This is a genomic window from Streptomyces sp. NBC_01334, assembly GCF_035983595.1.
Lineage (GTDB): Bacteria > Actinomycetota > Actinomycetes > Streptomycetales > Streptomycetaceae > Streptomyces > Streptomyces coriariae.
Genome location: NZ_CP130718.1, coordinates 5,165,000 through 5,188,449, shown reverse-complemented (window position 1 = coordinate 5,188,449; position 23,450 = coordinate 5,165,000). Strand labels below are relative to the sequence as shown.

The 23,450-nt window shown below is 73.8% G+C and carries 20 protein-coding genes; 16 read left to right on the top strand and 4 right to left on the bottom strand.

Features of this window, described 5'->3' with window-relative positions:
- The first annotated feature begins 285 nt into the window (after positions 1–285).
- The 3 genes from OG736_RS23265 to OG736_RS23255 all read left to right on the top strand — a co-directional run bounded on the left by OG736_RS23265 (position 286) and on the right by OG736_RS23255 (position 3,975).
- Positions 286–996: a helix-turn-helix transcriptional regulator gene (locus OG736_RS23265; RefSeq protein WP_028807399.1), complete on the top strand. Its 711-nt coding sequence runs from the start codon at positions 286–288 to the stop codon at positions 994–996.
- 139 nt (positions 997–1,135) lie between these two features.
- Entirely contained in the window at positions 1,136–1,810 is a 675-nt protein-coding gene (locus tag OG736_RS23260; RefSeq protein WP_327184151.1) for a Pvc16 family protein, read from the top strand.
- Positions 1,807–3,975 carry an ATP-binding protein gene (locus OG736_RS23255; protein WP_327184150.1) on the top strand — a complete coding sequence of 723 codons (2,169 nt, stop codon included), beginning with the start codon at positions 1,807–1,809 and terminating at the stop codon, positions 3,973–3,975. The genes OG736_RS23260 and OG736_RS23255 overlap by 4 nt, the downstream gene beginning before the upstream one ends.
- A gap of 21 nt (positions 3,976–3,996) precedes the next feature.
- On the opposite strand, the gene OG736_RS23250 is transcribed toward OG736_RS23255, so the two are convergent.
- Together OG736_RS23250 and OG736_RS23245 are read right to left on the bottom strand one after the other, a co-directional pair.
- Entirely contained in the window at positions 3,997–5,376 is a 1,380-nt protein-coding gene (locus OG736_RS23250) for a ricin-type beta-trefoil lectin domain protein (RefSeq protein ID WP_327184149.1), read from the bottom strand.
- Between the two features lie 109 nt (positions 5,377–5,485).
- Positions 5,486–6,907, bottom strand: a complete 1,422-nt coding sequence (locus OG736_RS23245; protein WP_327184148.1) for a hydrolase — start codon at positions 6,905–6,907, stop codon at positions 5,486–5,488.
- A gap of 313 nt (positions 6,908–7,220) precedes the next feature.
- Here OG736_RS23245 and OG736_RS23240 point away from each other — a divergent pair, with 313 nt between their 5' ends.
- From OG736_RS23240 to OG736_RS23225, 4 genes are all read left to right on the top strand, one after another.
- The gene (locus OG736_RS23240) at positions 7,221–8,813 is read left to right on the top strand and encodes a phage tail sheath family protein (protein ID WP_020132888.1); all 1,593 of its coding nucleotides are present in this window, start codon (positions 7,221–7,223) and stop codon (positions 8,811–8,813) included.
- Between the two features lie 61 nt (positions 8,814–8,874).
- Complete coding sequence (locus OG736_RS23235; protein ID WP_020132887.1) at positions 8,875–9,318, top strand: phage tail protein; 444 nt, start codon at positions 8,875–8,877, stop codon at positions 9,316–9,318.
- On the top strand, positions 9,318–9,842 hold the full coding sequence (locus tag OG736_RS23230; protein WP_062644980.1) for a hypothetical protein: 525 nt from the start codon (positions 9,318–9,320) through the stop codon (positions 9,840–9,842). The genes OG736_RS23235 and OG736_RS23230 overlap by 1 nt, the downstream gene beginning before the upstream one ends.
- Positions 9,839–9,997: a DUF6760 family protein gene (locus OG736_RS23225; protein WP_020132885.1), complete on the top strand. Its 159-nt coding sequence runs from the start codon at positions 9,839–9,841 to the stop codon at positions 9,995–9,997. The genes OG736_RS23230 and OG736_RS23225 overlap by 4 nt, the downstream gene beginning before the upstream one ends.
- A gap of 389 nt (positions 9,998–10,386) precedes the next feature.
- Here the strand turns inward: OG736_RS23225 and OG736_RS23220 are convergent, their stop codons facing one another.
- Positions 10,387–10,677 (bottom strand): hypothetical protein, encoded by a 291-nt coding sequence (locus tag OG736_RS23220; RefSeq protein ID WP_327184147.1) that lies wholly within the window; start codon positions 10,675–10,677, stop codon positions 10,387–10,389.
- Between the two features lie 1,987 nt (positions 10,678–12,664).
- On the opposite strand from OG736_RS23220, the gene OG736_RS23215 reads away from it, so the two are divergent.
- The 9 genes from OG736_RS23215 to OG736_RS23175 all read left to right on the top strand — a co-directional run bounded on the left by OG736_RS23215 (position 12,665) and on the right by OG736_RS23175 (position 22,485).
- Positions 12,665–13,729 carry a hypothetical protein gene (locus OG736_RS23215; protein ID WP_327184146.1) on the top strand — a complete coding sequence of 355 codons (1,065 nt, stop codon included), beginning with the start codon at positions 12,665–12,667 and terminating at the stop codon, positions 13,727–13,729.
- Between the two features lie 66 nt (positions 13,730–13,795).
- Positions 13,796–14,221, top strand: coding sequence for a phage tail protein (locus OG736_RS23210; protein WP_020132884.1), 426 nt, complete (start codon positions 13,796–13,798; stop codon positions 14,219–14,221).
- Positions 14,222–14,279: 58 nt separating this feature from the next.
- Positions 14,280–15,005, top strand: coding sequence for a CIS tube protein (locus tag OG736_RS23205; RefSeq protein ID WP_327184145.1), 726 nt, complete (start codon positions 14,280–14,282; stop codon positions 15,003–15,005).
- Positions 15,005–16,906 (top strand): VgrG-related protein, encoded by a 1,902-nt coding sequence (locus tag OG736_RS23200; protein ID WP_327184144.1) that lies wholly within the window; start codon positions 15,005–15,007, stop codon positions 16,904–16,906. Before OG736_RS23205 ends, OG736_RS23200 begins: the two co-directional genes overlap by 1 nt.
- Positions 16,907–16,955: 49 nt before the next feature.
- Entirely contained in the window at positions 16,956–17,399 is a 444-nt protein-coding gene (locus tag OG736_RS23195) for a GPW/gp25 family protein (protein WP_327184143.1), read from the top strand.
- On the top strand, positions 17,399–19,357 hold the full coding sequence (locus OG736_RS23190; protein ID WP_327184142.1) for a putative baseplate assembly protein: 1,959 nt from the start codon (positions 17,399–17,401) through the stop codon (positions 19,355–19,357). Before OG736_RS23195 ends, OG736_RS23190 begins: the two co-directional genes overlap by 1 nt.
- A gap of 31 nt (positions 19,358–19,388) precedes the next feature.
- A complete protein-coding gene (locus OG736_RS23185; protein WP_142265274.1) occupies positions 19,389–19,946 on the top strand; it encodes a phage tail protein in 558 nt (185 codons plus the stop codon).
- Positions 19,943–21,691 (top strand): NADase-type glycan-binding domain-containing protein, encoded by a 1,749-nt coding sequence (locus OG736_RS23180; protein WP_327184141.1) that lies wholly within the window; start codon positions 19,943–19,945, stop codon positions 21,689–21,691. The genes OG736_RS23185 and OG736_RS23180 overlap by 4 nt, the downstream gene beginning before the upstream one ends.
- A gap of 221 nt (positions 21,692–21,912) precedes the next feature.
- Positions 21,913–22,485: a GtrA family protein gene (locus OG736_RS23175; protein ID WP_327184140.1), complete on the top strand. Its 573-nt coding sequence runs from the start codon at positions 21,913–21,915 to the stop codon at positions 22,483–22,485.
- Positions 22,486–22,508: 23 nt separating this feature from the next.
- On the opposite strand, the gene OG736_RS23170 is transcribed toward OG736_RS23175, so the two are convergent.
- Positions 22,509–23,432, bottom strand: a complete 924-nt coding sequence (locus tag OG736_RS23170; protein ID WP_327184139.1) for an RNA polymerase sigma-70 factor — start codon at positions 23,430–23,432, stop codon at positions 22,509–22,511.
- Between the last annotated feature and the right edge of the window lie 18 nt (positions 23,433–23,450).

Sequence of the window (23,450 nt, the reverse complement as noted above, 5' to 3'; positions counted from 1 at the left end):
CTGTCGGGCACATCGGACTTGTCCATGTACACGTAGAGGTCGTGCGGTTCGGTACGGGTCCGCGCGGCCGTTGTGGCGAGGCTCACGGTGCCCCGGCGCGCATCGACCGAAAAAGCTCTGACCTGCGACGATGCAGGTGAATCGTGGTGGTGGGGGGCTTGCTCTCGTGGTCCGCCTCGTGGTGCTCCACGATTGCGCGCGCCCCGCAGGTCACAGAAGTCTGGACCGTACCCACCCGTCACCGAGCCCCATCGGACGGCGGGCCCGTGAACTTGGGGGAAACGGTTGCTCAGCTCACCACGGACAACAGAGACCGGAACCGCGGGTATCGCCGCGATGGGCGCCGCCGTCCCAGGCGTCGCCCTCGGCACCCGGCGGCGGATTCCCGTGGCCGTCCAGGCACCCGACCCGATCTCCCGCGAGGGCGCCGTCAGCCAGTTGCGCGGGCGCCCCGAGGTCGAGGTCCGCGAGGAGGTCTCGGCCGCCGCCGGCACGGTGGCGCTGCTGATCGAGGACACCCTCGACGAGGGTGCGCTGGGCCGGCTGCGGCGGATCGTGCGCAGCGAGGGGGCGCGGGCGGTGCTCGTCGTGGGCACGATCCGCGAGACGGAACTCCTGGACGTCATCGAGTGCGGGGTCGGGGCCATCGTCTGGCGCCGCGAGGCCACCGCGCACCGGCTGGTGCAGGCGGTGCTGGCCGCCCACCGCGGCGACGGCGACCTGCCCGCCGACCTGCTCGGCAGGCTCATCAGCCAGGTGGGCACGCTGCACCGCGGTGCGGCGGGCCGGCCCGGCGCCCCCTCCCTGGGGCTCGCGCCGCGGGAGGTGGACGTCCTGCGGCTGGTCGCCGAGGGCCTGGACACCGGAGAGATCGCCAGCAAGCTGTCCTACTCCGAACGAACTGTCAAGAACGTCATGCACGGACTCACGACGCGGTTGCATCTGCGCAACCGGGCGCACGCGGTGGCATATGCCCTGCGGGAAGGCTACATCTGACCGAACGGGCAATCGAAGGCGGACACGCGGGCAGCACGCCCTGCCCGGCCGCCGACCCTGTCGTGCCTGCGGATCCGGGGCCGTCCGGGGCACGATCGTCGGACAGTGGGTGTGGCACGGCAAGTTGAGGAGCACGACGGTGATCCACGAGGTGGACGAGGTCCTCAAAGAGCTGCTCGGAAGCGGTGCGCTCGCGGGCTCCGGCATCGACGTCTCCTTCGAGGCTCCGACCCGGGACTGGGCGGCCCGGCGCAACGCCCCTGTGATCAACACCTACTTGTACGACATCCGTGAGGACGTGACCCGTCGCCAGCGCGGCCAGATGGCGGTGCGGGACGAGCGGGACGTCGTCGTGAAGCGCCGTCAACCACCGCGCTGGTTCCGGCTGTCGTACCTGGTGACCGCCTGGACGCGGACGCCGCAGGACGAACACCGACTGCTGTCTGCCGTGTTGGCGACGCTGCTGCCGCGCGAGATGCTGCCGGCCGACGAGCTCCCGGGCTCCCTGCGCGCGTTGGGGCTCGCGATGCCGGTGACGGTGGCCGGCATCCAGACCGAGTCGCGTTCCCTCGCCGAGATCTGGTCCGCCCTGGGCGGTGAGCTGAAGCCGTCGCTGGACCTGGTGGTCACGGCACCCTTCCCGGCCTACCCGGAGTACGACGCCGGGCCGCCGGTCACGGAGGGCGCGGCGGTCCGCCTGCGCGGGATGGACGGCGACCCCCCGGAGTCCGGCGAACGCGCCCACCGCCCCCACCAGGTGGCCGCGGCCCGCGCCGCCCGCGAGGCCGGCACCCACCGCCCGGACCAGCGGTGAACGACGCGTACACCAGGGCAGCCGAGACCGACGTCGACACACCGGCGCCCGACACCGACGCGTTCGTGGCCGACGCCGACCCGTTCATGGCCGAATCCGACGCGGCCACCGACGACACCGACGCGAGCGGGCGCGGCCCTGTGGCGCACGGGGAGCACGAGGGGCACGGGGGTCTCGATACCCGGGACGACGGGGCCGGCGCGTTGCTCGTGCGGGTCGGGGTTCTGCGGGATCGGGTCGGTGCTCTGGTCGACCGGCGGGCCGCCGTCGACCCGACGGCCGCCGATCCGCTGCGCGGCCTGTACCTCTCCGAGGAGGCGGTACGGCACCTGCTCGGCGGTGGTCAGGCCGCCGCTGGTCCCGTCGCGACCCCGCCCCGGGAAACGGACCCGACCGACTCGCTCAGCGCCCTCGCCGCCCGGCTCCGGCTCACCGAGCTGGACGCCGCGATCCTCCTCATCGCCCTCGCGCCCGATCTGGACCGCGACTTCGAGCCGCTCTACGGCTACCTCAACGACGATGTGAGCAGGCGGCGGGCCACCGTGGGGCTCGCCCTCGAACTGTGCGGGGTGCCCGCCCACCTGGCCGCGGCCCGCGCCCGTTTCCACTCGTCGGCGCCGCTGCGCGCGTACGGGCTGCTGGACGTCGAGGAGCCCGAACGGCCTTTCCTGTCGCGCTCGTTGCGCGTACCGGACCGGCTGCTCGCCCATCTGCTGGGCGACGACACCCCGGACGCCGCCCTGCACGGACACCTGCACCCGCTGCCCCCGCCGCTGCCCGCCGACGACGAGGACTTCGTCCGGCTGCTGGCGCGCCGGATGCGGGAGGGCGGCCCGCTCACCGCCTATCTGCGCGAACACCGCGAGGGCGACGGCCTCGCCGCGATCACCTCCGCCCTGCGCGCCGCCGGAGTCGACGCCCTCCGCTTCACCGGGCCCGAGGACGGCGTGCCCGGCCTGCTGCGCGAGGCACGGCTCGGCGGCCGGGCGGTCGTGCTGTCCGGGCTGCCGGACCAGCCGGGGCCGCTGATCGGCGCACTGGCCGACGCGCAGGACGTCACCGTCCTGCTCACGGACCCGCGCCCCTACGACCCGCACTGGTCCACCCACGATCCACTGGTCCTGGAGGCGCCACGCCGCCGGGCCGGCGGGACGGCCGCCTGGGCGGCCGCGCTGGACTCCGCCGGCCCCCTCGACACCGCCCCCGGCTTCGACCTCGCCGCCACCGTCGCCCCCTACCGCCTCGGCGGCGAGCGGGTCGCCCGGGCCGCGCGGGCCGCCTCCGTCCTCGCCGCCTTCGAGGGCGGGCCGCTCACCGCCGACCACGTGCGGCTGGCCGCGCGGCAGCAGTCGGCGTCCGGCCTCGAACGGCACGCGCGGCGGATCCGGCCGGACGTCGGCTGGCAGGACCTCGTGCTGCCCGAGCGGCCGTTGACCCAGCTGCGCGAACTCGCCCTGCGGGCCCGGCACCGCGACCGGGTGCTCGGCGACTGGCGGCTCAGCGCCGGCGGTGGGCGCGGCCGAGGGGTGCTCGGACTGTTCGCGGGCGAGTCCGGCACCGGCAAGACGCTCTCCGCCGAGGTCGTCGCCGCCGAACTCGGCCTCGATCTCTACGTCGTCCAGCTCTCCTCGATCGTCGACAAGTACGTCGGCGAGACCGAGAAGAACCTGGAGCGCATCTTCTCCGAGGCCGACCGCACCGACGCCGTGCTGCTCTTCGACGAGGCCGACGCCGTCTTCGGGAAGCGGTCGGAGGTCAAGGACGCGCACGACAAGTACGCCAACATGGAGAGCGCCTACCTGCTCCAGCGGCTGGAGTCCTTCGACGGCATCGCGCTGCTCACCACCAACCTGCGCGCCAACATCGACGAGGCGTTCACCCGGCGCCTGGACCTGGTGGTCGACTTCCCGTTCCCCGACGCCGGGCAACGGCTCGCGCTGTGGCGGCACGGACTGTGTCACGTGCCGTGCGCCGCCGACGTCGATCCCGGTCAGCTGGCCAAGGACTTCGAGCTGGCCGGCGGTTCGATCCGCAGCGCGGTCGTCACCGCCGCCTACCTGGCCGCCGGACGCGACGAGCCGGTCGGCGACGGCGACCTGCTGGAGGGGGCCCGCCGCGAGTACCGCAAGGCGGGCCGCCTGGTGCCGGGCGAAGCCAACTGGTAGGTCGGCTCCTCCCGTCGGCCGCTACTGCGCGCGCCACTTCTGGTTGGGCGTCCCCGAGCACGTCCACAGCTGGAGCTTGGTGCCGTTGCCGGTGCCGTTGTCCTTGGCGTCGATGCACTTGTCGGCCTGCGGGTTGACCAGGTCGCCGTACTGGCTCAGCACCCACTGCTGGGCGGGGTTGCCGGAGCAGTTGGCCACCTGGATGACCGCGCCGTCGTCCTTCGACCCCCAGGCGACGTCCATGCACAGACCGAGCGCGCGCACGGTGCCGTCGCTCTTGAACACCCACTTCTGGTTGGCCGACCCGGCGCAGTCCCACAGCTGGAGCGGGGTGCCGTCCTTGCCCTTGCCGTTCTGGGCGCCGGTGATGTCGATGCACCGGTCCGAGGCCTGGCCGATGATCACGGCGCCGGGCACCGGGGCCGTCGTCTTCGTGCCGCCCGAGCCGCCGGATCCGCCGCCGCTCCCGCTGCCCGACCCCGAGGAACCACCGGACGTGGAACCGCCGCTGCCGTCCTCCTCCTTCGCCGGGGCGGAGGGCGTCTGCTGCTCGGGCAGCGGTGCGGCGGAGGCGTCCGCCTTCGGCGCCGACGGCGCGGAGACGGACGGGCTGGGCAGCGCGGTGCTTCCGGCCTCCGCGAGCTTCTCGCTGGCGCTGGTGGTGACCTGCGGCTTGTACGCCAGCCAGATCATCACGAACGCGATCGCCAGGGCCATCGTCAGGCTGAGCGCCGTCGCCAGCCAGCGCGGCAGGAACCCGCGCTGCACGAACGTGCCGTCCACCGAGAGCGGCACCGCCCCCGACCGCTGCACGCTCAGCGCGTACGGCCGCTGCTCCTTCGAGCCGAACCAGATGATCTGACGCGGGCGCAGCGTCGTGTCGACGAACACCGCCCGGCCCGGCTCGATCTGCACACTGCCCGGCCGGAACTCGTACCCGAGGTGGTCGCCCATGTCGGTGCCCGTGACGGACGCCGTCAGGCGGGTGTTGCCGATGTTGTCGATCGCGAGGCGCGGCCGGCCGCGGAACCGCCCCTTCACCGTCGGCGGCACCAGTTCCGCCCGCACCTCGGTGAACGGCGTGATCGTCAGGTTCCCCTCGGGGACGGTCACCGCCTCCGGATGCTCGGTCGGCGTGATGCGCACCGCGTACGGATTGGGGCCGGCCGTCGCGTCCGGAGTGCGCGGCGGGGCGAAGGTCAGCTCGACCGTGCCCGTCGTCCCCGGATACAACCGCAAGGTCTGCGGCTCCACCGTCGTCCAGGGTGCGGTCGGGCCGACCGGCTCGAAGCGGTACTCGTCGACGACGTCACCGGTGTTGCGCACCCGCAGCTGCACGGTCGTAGTGCCGCCGGGGTCGACGGTCGCCGCGGCCGGTTCCAGAGAAGTCCACAGAGTCACCTGTCGACGCTATGCCGCGGGGTGAGGGCGCGTCAGGAGGCCGGGGGGCACGACCGCTGCCCGAAAGGGCCGAGCGGCCGTGCCCGTTCACCCGGTTTCGGACCGTGCGTCAGACGGTGAAGCGGACGGCTTCCAGCTGGAGCTTCTGTTCCATGGGACTGCCGCCGTAGATCCAGTCACCGGCCTTGGTGCAGCCGTTCCCCAGCCAGCCCCGGTCCTTGACGTGCGCGTTCTGGCAGACGGAGCCCTCGATCGTCTTGATCGTGTAGCCCTCCATCGCCGCGACCGCCGGCTTGCTGGAGCCCATCCACATGTTGACGCCGTCGCCGGCCTTCGACCACTTGTCGCCGGTCAGCCAGCCCCCGACCACATGGGCGGCGTTGCCCGTGACGCCGCCGGTCCTCGCCGTGGCGATGTTGAGGGCCTTGATGGGCAGGTTCTTGCCGGTCGTACCGGCGATCGCGCCGTCGCAGACCGGGTCCTGCCAGCCCTTGTCCGCCACATAGGCGCGGTAGCAGATGTGCCGCCCGTCGCTGCGTGCCGCGAGCTTGTTCACGGCGTCGGCCGCCGTCTCCTGCTTGGGCTTCACGGGGGCCTTCGACTCGCTCCCGCCGCCCCCGCTGCCGCCGCTGCCGCTGCCGCCGTCGGCCGGGGCCTGGCTGCTGGCGGGCGCCTCGACCACGACGGGGGCCGTCGGGGTGGGTACCAGGGCCGGGGCGCTGGGCGTGGCCGAGGGGCTGGGCGCGAGGGTGCTGACGCCGGCCTCCGCGAGCTTCTCGTTGGCGCTGGAGGTCACCCGAGGCTTGTACGCCAGCCAGATCATCACGAACGCGATCGCCAGGGCCATCGTCAGGCTGAGCGCCGTCGCCAGCCAGCGCGGCAGGAACCCGCGCTGCACGAAGGTGCCCTCCACCTCCAGCGCCTGGGCACCCGACCGGCGCACCGCCAGGTTGTAGCGCTGCTCCTCCTTCGAGCCGAACCAGATGATCTGACGCGGGCGCAGCGTCGTGTTCACGAACACCGCCCGGCCCGGCTCGATCTGCACATTGGCGGGCTGGAGCTCGTACGCCAGCCGGTCACCGTGGTCGCTGCCGCTCAGCGAGGCGGTGAGCTTGGTGTTGCCGATGTTGTCGATCGCGAGGCGCGGCCGGCCGCGGAACCGCCCCTTCACCGTCGGCGGCACCAGTTCCGCCCGCACCTCGGTGAACGGCGTGATCGTCAGGTTCCCCTCGGGGACGGTCACCGCCTCCGGATGCTCGGTCGGCGTGATGCGCACCGCATAGGGATTGGGGCCGGCCGTCGCGTCCGGAGTGCGCGGCGGGGCGAAGGTCAGCTCGACCGTGCCCGTCGTCCCCGGATACAACCGCAGGGCCTGCGGCTCCACCGTCGTCCAGGGTGCGGTCGGGCCGACCGGCTCGAAGCGGTACTCGTCGACGACGTCACCGGTGTTGCGCACCCGCAGCCGGACGGTCGCCCGGCTGCCGGGGTCGACGGTGACGGAGGCGGGTTCGAGGGATGTCCACAGGCTCACGTGCCGACGCTACGGGGAGGGCGGCGGGCGGGGTCAGAGGCGACGGGGCAGGGTGCGTGCCCTGCCGGGCCGCGACCGGCTGCCCGAGGGGACCCCACGGCCCGTCACCGCCCCCGGAGCCGCCCCCGTGCTCCCGCCGGGGACCCCGTCGCACCGGCGGCGGCGACGGCGGCGCGGGCGGGTCCCGGCGGCCCGCGCTGCCCGCGAGGGCAACAGCCGTGCCCCGGACCGTGCACCGGAAGCCGTTTCGGCAGACGCGCTTCGCGCGTGACGGTGAAAGACGTCCTGACGCGTACCCCGAGGAGAGCACAGCATGCCGTCCTACCTGTCGCCCGGCGTATACGTCGAGGAGGTGGCCAGCGGCTCCCGCCCGATCGAAGGGGTGGGCACCTCGGTGGCGGCCTTCGTCGGGCTCGCCCCGACCGGCCCCCTCAACGAGCCGACCCTGGTGACCAACTGGACCCAGTACGTGGCCGCCTTCGGTGACTTCACCGACGGCTACTACCTGGCGCACTCCGTCTACGGGTTCTTCAACAACGGCGGCTCGGCCGCGTACGTCGTCCGCGTCGGCGGTACCTCGGCGGGTGCCGCCGGAGACGCCAAGTCGCCCGCCGCGGTGTCCGGTTCCGGTTCCGCGCCGGCCGCCCTCCCGGCCGGTGAGCCCAAGCAGCTCGGCACGTTCACGGTGACGGCCGTGGCGCCGGGCGAGACCGGCGGCCCGCTGAGCGTGGAGGTCGCGGACGCGGAGGGCGAAGGCCCCGCCGAGCGCTTCAAGCTGATCGTCAAGGACGGCGACAAGGCCGTCGAGACGTTCGACGTGTCGGCGAAGAAGGGCAACCGCTCCTACGTCGTCACCCAGGTCAAGGAGCGCTCCAAGCTCATCACCGTGGCCGAGGCCGCGCCCGCCGCGCAGCTGGCCCGCCCGGACAACCAGACGGTCGCGCTGGCCGCGCCGCCCGCCGGCGCGCCGGCCGGTGCGGTCGAGGCCGCGCAGCCCGTCGGCCCGGCGCAGTACCTGGGCGACAGCTCCGACCGCACCGGCTTCGGCGGCCTGGAGGCCGTCGACGAGGTGTCCATGGTCGCGGTGCCCGACCTGATGGCCGCCTACCAGCGCGGCGCGATCGACCTGGAGTCGGTCAAGGCCGTCCAGCTGGGCCTGATCGCCCACTGCGAGCTGATGGGCGACCGCGTCGCCATCATCGACCCGCCGCCCGGCCTGAACGCCCGTCAGATCCGGGTGTGGCGCCAGGAGACGGCCGGCTACGACTCCAAGTACGCGGCCCTGTACTACCCGTGGATCAAGTCCTTCGACCCGTCCGCCGGCAAGGCCCGGCTGATCCCGCCGAGCGGCCACGTGGCCGGCGTGTGGGCCCGCAACGACTCCGAGCGCGGCGTGCACAAGGCCCCCGCGAACGAGGTCGTGCGCGGCGCGGTGGACCTGGAGATCCAGATCACCCGTGGTGAGCAGGACCTGCTGAACCCGATCGGCGTGAACTGCATCCGGGCGTTCCCGGGCCGCGGCATCCGCATCTGGGGCGCCCGCACTCTCTCCTCCGACCCGGCCTGGCGCTACCTGAACGTCCGCCGGTACTTCAACTACCTGGAGGAGTCGATCCTGATCGGCACCCAGTGGGTGGTGTTCGAGCCGAACGACCACGCCCTGTGGGCCCGGATCCGGCGCAACGTCTCGGCGTTCCTCGTGAACGAGTGGCGCGGGGGCGCGCTGTTCGGCGCCCGTCCCGAGGAGGCGTTCTACGTCAAGTGTGACGAGGAGTCCAACCCGCCGGAGTCGGTCGACCTCGGCCGCGTGATCTGCGAGATCGGTATCGCGCCGGTCAAGCCCGCCGAGTTCGTGATCTTCCGGCTGGCCCAGTTCTCCAGCGGCAACGGGGAGCTGGAGGAGTAGGCCCGGAGCAGGCCCTCCGCCGTCGTACCGCCCTCTTCACCACACTTAGAAGGAAAGCCAGATGAGTCTCCAGCCGGGTGACGCCCTTACTTCACACAATTTCGGTCTCCAGATCGACGGCGTGATGGTCGAGTACCTCGCCGAGGTCAGCGGCCTCAGCCTCGAACAGGACGTCATCGAGTACCAGCAGGTCTCCGCGCAGGGCAAGCCCGTCACCAAGAAGCTGCCCGGCGTGAAGAAGGCGGGTACCTGCACGGTCGTGCGCGGTATGACCCAGTCCGCGGCGTTCAACCAGTGGATCACCGAGTCGATCAACGGCGTGATGGGCACCGCCCGCAAGAACGCCACGATCATGGTGATGGACTACCAGAACAACCCGGTCAAGCGGTACAACATGCGCAACGCCTGGTGCAGCAAGATCGACACCAGCTCGGTGAAGGCCGGCGAGGCCTCCGCGCTGACCGAGACCGTGACGATCACGTTCGAAGAACTGGTCATCGAGTAATGCGGCGCACGGCTGTCCGGGCAGCGGCGGCGAGCGGGGAGCCGCAGGAGGCGCTCCCGGCCACCGCCGTGCCCGAGTCCGAATCCCTGTCCGGCGCCGCGTCCGCGTTCTCCGCGCCGGGCGCGGCCGCCGCCCCGGCCCCCGCGCCGTACCGGCTCCAGACGGAGTTCCCCTTCGAGCTGCCGCGCGGGTACGTCGACGAGGCGGGCACGGTCCACCGCGACGGCGTGATGCGGCTGGCGACGGCGCGGGACGAACTGGTCCCGCTCCGCGACATCCGTGTCCAGGAGAACCCCGCGTACCTGTCGGTGGTGCTGCTGGGCCGGGTCATCACCCGCCTCGGCAGCCTCCCGCTGGTCCACGACGGCGTCGTGGAGAACATGTTCGCCTCCGACCTGGCGTTCCTCCAGGACTTCTACCGTCAGGTCAACGCCGAGGGGCACACCCGCGCCTCGGTGCAGTGCCCCCACTGCTCGGAGCCCTTCGAGGTGGAACTCGGCGGGAGCCGCCTGGGGGAATCGTGACGTACGCGACCGACCGGCTGCACGAGGAGATCGCGTACGTCGCCTACCACTTCCACTGGGGCCAGGACGAGATCCTGGACCTGGAACACCACGACCGGCGCCGCTACGCCGACCAGATCGCGTCCCTGGTGACCCGGGGCGGGGCGGAGGGCTGAGGCATGGGGTTCCTGGAACGGTTCCGGAGTGGCCGCGGGGGCGGGCGCGGGGACGGCTCGGGCGCGTCGCCGGCCGCCGACAGCGCTGCGCCGGCCGCGACCGGCGGCGGTACCGACCCGGTGAGCGACGCCGGTGCGGTGCCACGCGTCGTCGCGGCCGCGTGGCCGACGCTCCCGCCCATCCAGCGCGCGGCGACCGGCGGCACGTCGGGGGTCGCCGACGCCGGGTTCGGCGGCCGGCTGGCCACCTGGCAGAACCCCTCCTTCACCGGCACCGGCTTCCACGCGGTGCTGGACGCGGCGCCGGGCGGCCTGATGAGCAGCCTGCGGGCGGCTCCACCGGTCGCCGAACCCGAGCGGGTGGCCGCGCCGCCCCGGCCGACCCCCCTTCAACGTGCCGTTCCCGCGTCCTCGCCGGTCGCTCCCCGCCCGGCTTCGGCCGGTCCGGGCTCGACGGCCGGTCCGGGTGCGGCGAGAGCTTCGAGTGGGGCGAGTGCTGCGGGGGTCACGGCTCCGGGTGCGGCGCCGCGCCCGTCCGGGTCGGCCGCTCCCGCCCGTCCGACGGCTGCGGGTCCGACGGTCTCCGCGCTGCCTGCGGCTCCGGCTTCCCCGGCGGTGCCCGTGGTGCCGTCCCGGCCGACGGAGCCGTCCGCTCCCGTCGCCTTCCCGGCGCGGGGCATCCGGGTGTCCCCGGCGAGCCCGGCCCCCTCGACGGGACCGGCCCCGTTGACGAGGTCCGTGTCGGCGCCGCTACAGCGGCGCAGCCTGCCCGCCCGACCGGCGTCCCCGGCCGCCTCCTCGGCACCGGCTCCGGCTCCGGCCCCTGCCCCTGCCCCTGCCCCGGCTTCGTCCGGCGGCAGCGGCTCGGCTCAGGCGTCCGGCCGGGGTGCGGAGACCGACTCCGGAAGCCCGGCGAGCGGCAACGAACCCGCTCCGGGTCCGCGAGGAGCCGCCACCCCTGGTTCACCGGCGGCGGGAAGCAACTCCGGTTCGGGGGAGGCCCGTACGGCTGCCCTCCCGCCCGTCGCGCTCCAGCGGGCGGTGCCCCGTCACGCGGGCTCGGCGCCCGGCGGCGCCCCGGTACGGGTGCAGCGCGCGGTCCCGGGCGCGGGTGGCGCCGGTGCGACTGTCCCCGGTCCGTCGGCGGTGGGCGGCGTCACGCCCGCCGCGCGGACCGGCTCTGCTCTGCCGCCGTCGGCGAAGTCACCTGTCTCGTCGGCCGGTTCGGCTCCCGCAGGTGCGTCGGGGGCGGCGGCCGCTCCGTCGGCCGGCTCCGCCGGGTCCCCTTCGGCGAACGCCGGTCACAGCGTGCAGCGTGCCGTTCCGGCGCCGTCCTCCTCCCCCGGGGGGACACCCGGGGGCGCCGGCATGCGCTCCCCGGGCAGCGGCGCCGCCGCACCTCGGCCGGGCGGAACGGAACGTGGCCCGTCGCCGTCGTCCACTCCCGGTCCGACCCCGGCGAGCCCTCCACGCTCCGCCCCGGCCGCCCCGTCCTCTCCGCCCTCCGGCGCGGTCGCGCCGGTCCCGGTGAGCAGACGTGCTGTCACCGACGCGAGCTCCCCTTCCACCGCCGACGTCCCCACCGGGTCGTCGGCCGCGCGCGGTTCGGGTCCCGGTTCCGGTTCCGGTTCTGGTTCCGTTTCTGCAGCCGGACGCATGCCCGGCTCCGGTCCCGTGTCATCTCCGGGCCCGGCGCCCACCCCTGCTTCAAGCTCCGCTTCCACCTCCGGTGCCGCTTCCGGTCCTGCCCGGGGATCCGGGCCTGCGTCGGGCTCGCACCCGAGCATGGGCCCCGGTTCGCCCGTGCGTCCCGGCTCGGCCTCCGGGGGCGGCGGCGGTCGTACGGCGTCCCCCAGCGTGCAGCGAGCGGCGGCGACTCCGGGCTCGGCCTCGGGCCCCACCGCGACCTCGCACGACGGCGGCCGCGCATCGACGCCCGGCGTACAACGCGCCGCGACGGCACCGACCTCGGCCTCCGGCCACGCTCCCGGCCCCGCCCACGGGTCAAGTGCGGCCTCCGGTACGGGCCCTGCCCCGGCGCCCGCCCCCACCGCGACCCCGCACGACGGCGGCCGCACTCCGACCCCGAGCGTGCAACGCGCCGCGACGGCATCGGCCTCGACGCCCTCCCGGCCGATGCCCACACCCGCGCCCACGCCTGCCGGACCTCGTACGGGAGCCACCGACGTGCAACGCGCCGTATCGGCCTCCGTTCCGGTCACCCCGCCCTCGCGACCCGCCACGCCCGCTCCGGGCAGCGTGAGCGGTTCGGTGCCGGCGCACACCGGCCCGGCGCTTCCGGTGCGCTCTGCCGCCGACTCCCCGGCGCCCGCCGCAGGTTCAGCGACCACGCCCACACCTGTGTCCGTGCCCGCGTCCGCGTCCTCTTCCGCGACGAGCGTCCAGCGGGCCGCCTCCGGTGCGGCCGCCCCCCGGCGCCGCGCGGGCCTAGGCGCCCCCACGAGCCTTCCCTCGGGCGGACCGGGCCCCGCGACGCCGCTCGGCCCGCCCGCGGCATCGCCGACGCCTCCCGCGACTCCGGCCCCCGTCGGCACGCCCTCCGCAGCCGCGTCCGCCCGCGGCACCGGCGCCCCGGGTGCGCGGACCGAACCGCTCCCCCCGCCTCGACGCTCCACCCCTCTCGGCGCCCCCGTACAGCGCGCCGCCGTGCCGGTCACCGCCGCCGCGCAGCCCACGTCATCGCGCCCCGCGCTGGGCGCCCCCCTCTCCACCCGCCCCGCCGACGCCGCACCGCTGAACGCACCGAGCGGCATCCCGATCGGACCCCAGGGCGACGCCCCCCGGGCGGCGACCCGTCCCGGCGGCACCTCCTCGGCTCTGCCCCCGTTCACGCCGCCTGTCGTACAGCGCAGCGCCGCGCTGCCCGGCGCCCCCGAACTCCCGCCGCCCGCAGCCTCGTCCGCCCACAGCACCGGCACGCCGACGCATCGTCCGGGCCCGCCGCCACAGGACACCGCCACCGGCCCCACGGGCGTCCTTCCCCGTACGGCCCGTCCCACGACGACGACCGGGCAGCACCACCCCGCGCATCCCGCACATCCCGTCGCCCTCACCGGCAGGCACCCGGTGGCCACGGTCCCCCTGGTGTCCCCTGCGCCCGTGCAGCGCCACGCCGTCAAGGCGCCCGTACCGTTGCGCCGCACCACGTCCGGCGCGACCGCGGGCGGGCCCGTGGCGCGCCCGTACCCCACCCCCGGCCTCACGCCCATGACCGCTCCGGCAACGGCTCCCTCGACTGCGCCTGCCGCGCCGGCTCCGGTCGTTCAGCGTCGGTCGCTGCCCGCTCCGGGAGCGGCGGCCGGCGCGCCCGTACGCCCCTCCGCCCCGCCGTCACCCCTCGCACCACCGGCCCAGGCGTCGCCCGTCCCGGTGCCGGTTCCCCTGCCGGTGCCGACCCCCGCCCCACGGCCGCTGCCCGCGGCGCCCACGCCCCCCGCCCCGGTGGTGCAGCGGCGCCAGGCCGCACCGCCCCCCACGCTGCGGACCCCGCCCCGCGGCGCCGGCGGGACGCCGCCCGGCGGCGACCAGGGTGCGGCGGATCAGGCTCACGCTCACCCGCAGCCGCATCCCGGTTTCGATCCGCGCGCGCTCACCGACTTCCAGCTCGACGAGCTGACGCACCGCCTGACCGGTCGCATCACCCGTCTGCTCCGCACCGAACTGCGGCTCGACCGCGAACGGATCGGCAGACTCCGCGACCCCCGCCACTGACCGCGCCACCGACCCCGAAGCCCCCGCCGTTCCCGACGCCCCCTCTCCCAGAAAGGCCAGGCCCCGATGCCCTCCGATCTCGACCCGGGCTCCACCATCTTCTTCACCCTGACCATCGACGGCGAGAGCCTCGGCTTCTTCAACGGGTGTGAGGGGCTCTCGTCCCAGGTGGAGATCGAGCACCGCCAGGAGGGCGGCAACAACGGCTTCGTCTGGCAGCTGCCCTCCCGGGTCACGTTCTCCACGATCCGGCTGACCCGGCCGCTCACCCCGGACACCACCAAGGTCGCCAAGTGGATCTCGTCGGTCACCACGGGGGTGACCCGGCCGACCGCGCAGATCGCGGCACTGCGCGCGGACGGTTCGGAGGTCGCCCGGTGGGGGCTCATCGACGTGCTGCCGGTCAGCTGGCAGGGGCCGTCCCTCAGCCCGGACAGCCCGGGTGTGGCCACGGAGGTCCTGGAGATCACCCACCACGGCTTCACGGACTGAGGACCGGGACGAGAACCGGACCAGGACCAGGACCAGGACGAGGCAGGGAGTACAAGCCATGGCCAAGGGAAGCAAAGGCGGCGCCGGCAAGAGCCTGGTCCGTGCCACCCTCGCGATCCACGAACCGCCGGTGGGCACGAGCACGACCCCTGGCGGACTGATCAAGTCCTTCGGGTTCGACTTCAACCCGGCGCAGCTGCAGCTCGGCCGCCGGGCCCAGTGGAAGGTCACCCCCACGGCGGCCGTCCGGGACGGCTCCGTACCGGAGTTCATGGGCCCGGAGCCCCGCGAGATGACCGTCGAGATCTTCCTCGACACCTCGGACCAGCCCGGCAGCAACACCGTCCTGAAGAAGGTCGAGTCGCTGCTGGAGTGCTGCGAGGTCACCACCAAGAGCATCGCCGCCAAGCAGCCCTCGCCGCCGTGGGTGGTCTTCCAGTGGGGCTCGTTCTCCACGGCCCGCTTCACCTCCTACGTCAGCAGCATCGACGTCACGTACTCGCTCTTCGGCACGACCGGCGTCCCGATCCGCGCCACCTGCCAGGTGCGCCTGCACGAGATCCCCAGCAAGACGAAGGGCCAGAACCCGACCTCCGGCGCCCTGACCGCGCAGCGTGTGCACCGGGTCGTCGCCGGTGACTCCCTCCAGTCACTGGCCTGGCGCGAGTACGGCGACGCCTCCGCGTGGCGGTCCATCGCCGAGGCCAACGGCATCGACGACCCGTCCCGGCTGCCGACCGGCATCGAGCTGGTCCTGCCGGCCGCCGAGGAGGTGCGCCACTAGTGGTCCAGTCCGCGTTCTCCAGCGTCATCCAGGTCACCCTCGGTGGCGGCCCCCTGCCCGTCGACATCGCGCCGCTCCTCGTCGACGGCTGGGTCGACCAGGGCCTCGGGGTGCCGGCCGCGTTCCGGCTCACCTTCCGCGACCCCGGCCGTCTGGTCCTCGGCAAGCTGGGCGTCAAGTTCGGCACCCCCGTCGTCCTCGCCCCGATCGCCGACGGCAAGGGCGCCTCCGACCCGCTCCTCACCGGCGAGGTGTGCGGCCTGGAGGCCGACTACGACGGCACCGGCACCTTCACCGTCATCCGCGGCTACGACTTCGGCCACCGGCTGATGCGCCAGCGCCGGGTTGCCGCCTACCGCAACCAGAGCGCCTCCGACATCGCCCGCAAGCTGGCCTCCATGGACGGCGTCCCGGTCGGGAAGATCCAGTCCACCAAGACCGTCTACGAGTTCATCAGCCAGGCCAACGTCACCGACTGGGACTTCCTCGCCCGGCTGGCCGACGAGAACGAGATGGTCATGTCGGTGGACGCCAAGGGCAAGTTCCAGTTCGTCAAGCCCGACCCCGCGTCCGGCGCCCCGCCCACCTCCACCCCCGGCGACAAGAGCCCGTTCGTCCTCGAGGCCGGCACCGACATCCTCCGCCTGCGGGCCGCCGTCACCGCCGCCGAGCAGGTCGCGACCGTCGAGGCGCGCGGCTGGGACGTGACGACCAAGAAGAAGCTCACCGCGACCGCGCCCGCGAAGACCAATCCCGGCATCAGCATCGGCACGACCCCCGGCGAGGCCGCCGCCAAGTTCAAGCCGGCCAAGCTGGTCGACGCGCAGACGCCGTACGACCGGCAGTCGGAGGTGAAGTTCGCCGCCGAGGCCCTCGCCGACGACGTCACCGGCTCCTTCGCCGAGCTGGAGGTCATCGCGCGCGGCACCCCGAAGCTCCGCCCCGGGTTGCCCGTCACCCTCGCCGATGTCGGCGCCCCCTTCGAGGGCAAGTACACCGCCACCTCCGTACGGCACGTCTTCGGCGACGGCAAGCACTACGAGGCCTGGGTGACGGTCAGCGGACGGCAGTGGCGGTCCCTGTACGGGCTCTCCTCCGGCGGCGGCAACGCCTCCAACGGTCTGAACCTCCCCGGCACCGCCAACGCGCTGGTCACCGACGTCAGCGACCCGCTCAAGCAGGGCCGCGTCAAGCTCCAGTTCCCCTGGCTCGACGACGCCTACGTCAGCGACTGGACGCGCGTGGTGCAGTGGGGCGGCAAGCGCGGCGGCTCGATCTTCCCCCTCGACGTCGGCGACGAGGTGCTGGTCGGCTTCGACCGGGGCGCCCTGGACCACCCCTACGTCATCGGCGGCCTGTACAACGGCAAGGACAAGCCGACCCCCGTCAAGGACGTGCCCCTGCACGACGGAGCCCGGCAGCGGGCCTCCCGGCACACCCTGTCCGACCGCGAGGGCAACCGGGTGGACCTGCTCAGCCAGCGGACCGGCGGCAAGCAGGGCGTGCGGCTGACCAGCGGCGACGACAAACTCGTCATCAACCTGGACCGGGCGCAGACCGAGATCACCGTCGACAGCAAGGGCACCGTCAGCATCACGGGCAGCCGCTCGGTGACCGTCAAGGCGGGCACCGACCTCACCCTCACCGCGGGCCGCAACATCGCCATCAGGAGCGGCGGCTCCATCACCCTGAGGGGCAACCTGATCAACATCAGGTCGATGACGGGCATGGTGTCGGTGGACGCGGCGGGCCTGCTGAACCTCAAGTCGGGCGGCGCCGCCACGTTCAGCGCGGGCGCCACCGTCCAGATCAACTCCACCGCCAACGTGGGCATCCGGGCCGCCACGCTCATGCTCCAGGGCGTGGTCATGGTCAACGCCAAGCCGTACCCGCTGCCGTGACGCGCGGACGGCACGCCGTGAGAATCAGGAAAAGGCAGGTGGCCCTCTGATGGCCGAGCAATTCGTCGGATCGGGCTGGGCGTTCCCGCTCCGCATCGGCCCCACCGGGGGCATCGCCATGGTCAGCGGGGAGCGCGAGATCGAGGAGGCCATCCGGCTGATCCTCGCCACCGCGCCGGGCGAACGCCCCATGCGCCCGGAGTACGGCTGCGCCATCCACGACCTGGTCTTCGCCCCGGTCAACGAGGCGACGGCCGGGCGTATCCAGCACGAGGTGTACACCAGCCTGGACCGCTGGGAGCCGCGCATCGAGGTCACCGACGTCGAGGTCACCGCCGGCGCCGAACAGGGCGTGCTCTTCATCGACGTCCAGTACGCGATCCGCGGCACCAACAATCCGCGCAGTCTCGTCTTCCCCTTCTACGTCATTCCGTCCCACGACGAGCCGGGTCTTCCCGGTCCGTCCGGTACGGCTTCCGAAAGCGACCGCTGATGGCCCTGCCCTCCCCGAACCTGGACGACCGCCGCTTCCAGCAGTTCGTCGACGACGCCAAGCGCTACATCCAGCAGCGCGCACCGGAGTGGACCGACCACAACGTCTCCGACCCGGGCGTGACGCTCGTCGAGACGGTCGCCCACATGGCCGACCAGATCGTCTACCGCCTCAACCGCGTCCCCGACAAGAACCACCTCGCCTTCCTGGACCTGGTCGGCATCCGCCTCTTCCCGCCGTCCGCCGCCCGCACGGAGGTCACCTTCTGGCTGTCCGCGCCGCAGGACGAGCCGGTCCTGCTGCCGGTGGGCACCGAGGTGGCGACGGTCCGCACGGAGAGCGAGGAAGCCGTCGTCTTCGCGACGGAACGCGAACTCACCGTCGTACCGAGCCAGTTGAGTCACCTCGTCGTGCAGCACCGGGGCGAGCCGGTCACCGACCGGACCACCGACCTCGCCGAGGGCAAGGACCTGCTCTGCTTCGCCGAGGCGCCGCAGCCCGGCGACTGCATGCTGTTCGGCCTGAGCGCGGCCGTCCCGCACTGCGCGGTGGTCCTGGAACTGGACAGCCGCGTCGACGGCGTCGGCGTCGACCCGCGCCAGCCCCCGCTGGTCTGGGAGGCGTGGACCGAGGACGGCTGGCAGGAGTGCGAGATCGACCGCGACGGCACCGGCGGCCTCAACCGCCCCGGCGAGGTCGTCCTGCACATCACCGGCGGCCACGTCCTGTCCCGCTCCGGCGGCCAGGAGGCCGGCTGGCTGCGCTGCCGCGTCACCGAGCCCCTCCCCGGCCAGCCCTTCTACACGACCTCCCCGACCGTGCGGTCCGCCGAGGTGTTCACGGTCGGCGGTACCGCCCCCGCCGTGCACGCCGAGACCGTCTACGACGAGGCCCTCGGCGAGTCCACGGGCCTCCCCGGCCAGCACCTCGCCCTCGCGCACGCCCCCGTCGTCGGCGACGACCCGCCGCTCCTGCTCCAGACCGCCGAGCACGAGGGCTGGTCCGACTGGCAGGTCGTCCCGCACTTCGCCGCCTCCGGCCCCGACGACCGCCATGTCACCCTCGACGCGGCCACCGGCGAGATCGCCTTCGGGCCGTCCGTCCGCGAACCCGACGGCAAACTCCGCCAGTACGGCGCCGTCGCCCCCAAGGGCTCGGTCATCCGCGCCCGCCGCTACCGCACGGGCGGCGGCCGCGCCGGCAACGTCGCCCGGGGCGCGGTCCAGGTGCTCCGCACCTCCGTCCCGTACGTCTCGGAGGTCGTCAACCGGGAGGCAGCACGCGGCGGAGTCGACGGCGAGACGGTGGAGGAGGCGAAACTCCGCGCGCCGATCACCCTGCGCGCCCAGGAGCGGGCCGTGACCCTGCGCGACTACGAGGAACTCGCCCGCCGCGCCGCCCCCGAGACCGCCCGCATCACCTGCCTGGAGGGTCAGCCCGACGAACACGGCTCCTACGCGGTACGGGTGCTGGTGGTCCCGCAGGCCGTACCGGACCCCGGCGGACGCCTCCGCTTCGAGCAACTGGTGCCCGGCGACTCCCTGCTGGACCGCATCACCCGCCACCTCGACGAACGCCGCCTGATCGGCACCAGGCTGGCCGTCGGCCCGCCGTACTACCAGGGCGTGACGGTGGTGGCGACGGTCCACGCCTTCCGGGGCGTCGACACGGACCGCGTCCGCCGCCAGGCCCACGACGCCCTCTACCGCCACCTCGACCCGCTGATCGGCGGCGCGGACGGCAAGGGCTGGCCCTTCGGCCGCCCGGTGCAGTCGGGCGAGGTCTTCGCCGTCCTCCAACGCGTCCCGGGAGTGGAGCTGGTCGACCAGGTCATGCTGCACCCCGCCGACCCGCTGACGGGCAAGCGCGGCGAGGCCACCGACCGCATCGACCTGGCCGCCCCGGCCCTGGTGTTCTCCTACGACCACCGGGTGCGCGTGATCGGGGACGGCGCATGAGCAGTGCGAACTCGCCGAAGGGAACAGGACGTTGAGGGGCTCGGTGGACGGACTCGGCTCCTCCGTGCCGATCGGCGCGATGCTGCCGGCCGTCTTCGCCGACGACGACCTGGCACAGCGCTTCGTCGGGGGCCTGGACGAGGTGATGGCCCCCATCCTCAACGTCCTCGACTGCCTGCCCGCCTACTTCGACCCGGCCCTGGCCCCGGTCGACTTCACCCGCTGGCTGGCGAGTTGGGTCGGCGCGGAGACCGACGGCACGGAACCGGAACCGAGGCTGCGGGCCGCGGTCGCGGCGGCCGCGTACCTGCACCGGGTGCGCGGCACCCGGCGCGGCCTGTCGGAGACGGTCCGGCTGGCCTTCGGTGTGGAGCCGGAGATCTCCGAGAGCGGCGGCGCCGAGTGGAGCGCCCGGCCGCTCGGCCCGGTCCCCGGCCAACCCCGGCCGCACCTGCACGTCACGATCCGGCTGCCCGACCCCGGCCCGGCGGACGAGCACCGCCTGGACACCCTCGTGGCCGCCGCCCGCCCCGCCCACATGCCGTACACGGTCAAGGTGACCGCCGCCGAAAGGACCCCGGAGAGATGACCACCCAGAACTGCGCCGAGTGCGGCACGCGGGCCGAGCCCGGCCAGTCGTTCTGCGACGCCTGCGGCGCCGTACTGAGCTGGACGGACCGCCCCCCGGCCCGCACCGGCGCGGGCACCGGGTCGGGCTCGGGGTCGGGGTCCGGGCCGGGCTCGGCCCCGGGGTCCGGGTCGGGCTCGGGGCCGAACCCCGGTACCGGACCCGGATCGGATTCCGGGTCCGGGACGGGCTCGAACTCGGGCTCGGGCCCGGTCTCCGGAACGGCCGCCGGGACAGGTTCCGCTGCCGGGTCCACGACGGGTGACGGGGCAGGGGCGTCCTACGGGACCGGGACGGCGTCCGGGTCCGGGACGGCGTCCGCTCACGGTTCCGGGTCGGGATCCGGCTCGGGCTCCGCGTACGGGTCCGGGGCAGCGACCGGGACCGGCTCCGGGGCCGGGTATCGCTCCGCGGAGGGCACGCGGGAGCCGGCGGGCGCCGCGGGGCCGGAGGCCGGTGCGGTCTCCCGTACGGCTTCCGCCACCACCGCTCCGGCCTCCGCTCCCGCTCCCGCTCCCGGCGGCGTCTCCGGTACGGCGGTGGCGAACGCGTCGGCACCGACCCCGCCCCACGCCACACCCGAGCCTTCGACCCAGGCCGCCGCCCCGGCCGCCGACGACGACTACGACCCGGACGACGAGGACACCACGGAAACTCCCCTGCCGGTCATCCCGCCGGAGGACGGCACCGCCGCTCCGTCAGGCGCAGCACCGGCCCCCGCGCAAGCACACGCCCACGCTCACGCCCCCGACCAGACCGCCCCCACCGCTCCCGTACCGGCGGCCGCGCCCGCTCCCGCCCTCGGCGACACGATGGCGGCCCGCGCCCGCTCCCTCCTGGTCCCCGTCGCCGACGCGGAGCCCCGCCCCGCCGCGCCCCCGTCCGTGGCCCCGGTCCTGCCGGGCAGGCCGGTCGCGGACCGGCCTCAGGTACGCGCGCCCGGACCCGTCCAGGGCGAGCAGTACGGCGTCGCGTGCCCCTGGTGCGCCACCCCCAACAACCCCGACCGGCACTTCTGCGTCCGCTGCGCGATGCCCATGACGCTGGAGGACCGCTCCTCGATCCGCCTCCCCTGGTGGCGCCGCCTGTTCAACCGCAACGGCGCGTCCCCCTGGGCCGGCGACCGTCCGCGCCTGCGCCGTACGTTCGACCGCATCCTCAGCTGGGTGGTGGCGGCGGTCGTCCTCACCCTCGTGATCATCGCGGCGATGAACACGCCGGAGGCGATCCAGGCCACCCGCGACCACTTCGCCAAGCGCGCGCCGGTCGCCCCGGACTCGTTCGCGGCCTCGCGCTCCTACCCGGGGCACAAGCCTGAGCTGGCCTTCGACAAGATCAACAACAGCTGGTGGGGTCCCGGTGTCTCGCAGTCGGGCGAGGGCGAGTGGATCGAGGCCCGCTTCGACGAGCCGACCCGCCTGCTGGACCTGATCATCACCTCGGGCACGTCGGTCCGCCCCGACCAGCTCAACCAGTCGGCCCTCCCGCACCGCATCAAGGCGACGATCACCCTGAAGGACGGCAAGACGACGACCCGGGAGATCACCCTGGACCAGAGCTCGGGCGGGCAGCGGCGCGCCTTCCGCGTGGGCGAGGTCACCAAGGTCCGCTTCACGATCGAGTCGTCGTACATGGCGTCCGGGAGCAAGCAGGTGTCGATAGCCGAGATCGAGTTCTTCGGCCGGTCGAGCGCCAACTCGACGTGACGACCTGCGGCCCGACGGCTCGACGGCTCGACGGCTCGACGGCTTGACGCTTGACGGCCTGACGGCCTGACCTGGCGGTTCAGGGCCCTGGTCGGCCGGGAGGAAAGTCTCCCGGCCGATCGGGGCCCTTCCTCTTGAGTATGTACTTGCGTAAGTCAAGCAAGCTATTTATAGTTGCCTGAGTTAAGCAAGCTAGTTCACCCGCTGTGGAAGGAACCGCCGTGAAGTCGCTGACCTCCTTCGCCCGCTTCGTGGTCTTCGGCGGCGGCACCGGAGTCCTCTCCAGCCTGGCCGTCCCGCTGCTGGCGGTACTGATGCCGTGGACCCTGTCGAACGCGCTGGTCACCATCGCCTCGACGGTCCTGTGCACCGAGCTCCACGCCCGCTACACCTTCCGCACCGGCCGCCGCGCGGGTCTGCGTCGGCACTGGCAGTCGGCGGGTTCGGCGGCGGCCGCCTACGCGGCGACCTCCGTGGCCGTGTTCGCCCTCCACGCGATCCAGCCCACCCCCGGCATGCTCACCGAGCAGCTCGTCTACCTCTCGGCCTCGGGCCTGGCCGGCGTGGGCCGCTTCGTGATCCTGCGCCTGTTCGTCTTCGCGACAGGCACCGACCACGAGAGCGCGAACACGGCGAGGACGACCGGCACGGTGAACACGCCGAACAGGCCGAAGACGGCGAACACGGCGAAGACGACCGACACGAACCTGCCGACCAAGGCGACGACGATCCCCCGCCCCCGGCGGACGCCGGTCACCACCGGCGGGCTCACGGCGGCCCTCAGCCCGAGCTGACCGAGGCACGGGGCCGCACGCCCTCACCGCGCAGGCCGGCGCACCTGCCTCGCTTCGCGGTCCAGAGCCCGGGCGTCCGCCACCGGGCCCAGGTGCCGGAGCTTGTCGGGGTTGATCACCAGCCGGACCGCCTGGATCCGCCCGTTGAGCACGTCGAGCGCCAAGGTGTGGAGCACCCTGCCGTCCCGGTCGCGGAAGATCGCGCCGGGCTGGCCGTTGATCTCGTGCGGCTCGAAGGTCACGTCGATCCGGGCCACCAGCACGGAGGCGGTGGCGAGCACCCGGGCCACGTTCTCGGCGCCGATGACGGCCCTGGCCAGCTGCGGGGCCTTGCCGCCGCCGTCGCCGACCATCGCCACGTCGGCGGCGAGCAGCTCCTGAAGGCCGGCGACGTCGCCTTCGCGGAGGGCGTCGAAGAACCCGGACGCCAGTTCCTCCCGCTCCCTGCGGTCCGCCGCGAAGCGGGGCCGGCCCTCGGCCATGTGGCGCCGGGCCCGCACCACGAGCTGGCGGCACGCCGCCTCCGAACGCCCCACGGCCACCGCGATCTCGGGGAAACCGAAGGCGAACACCTCGCGCAGCACGAAGACCGCCCGTTCGAGCGGACTGAGCCGCTCGAGCAGCAGCAGGGCCGCCACCGACACCGAGTCCGCCAGCTCCGCCGACCGCGCCGGATCCTCGTAGGGGTCGCTGAGCAGCGGCTCGGGGAGCCAGTCCCCGACGTACTCCTCCCGCCGGACGCGGGCCGAGCGCAGCACGTCGATCGAGAGCCGGGTCACCACGGCCGAGAGAAAGGCCTTGGCCGACCTGGGCTCGGTCGGGGAGGCCTCGAAGCGCAGCCAGGTCTCCTGGACGGCGTCCTCGGCCTCACCGACGCTGCCGAGGATCCGGTAGGCGATCGAGAACAGCAGCGGCCGCAGCTCCTGGAACTCCTCGGTCCTGCCCATCCCGGCCCCTCCGTGACA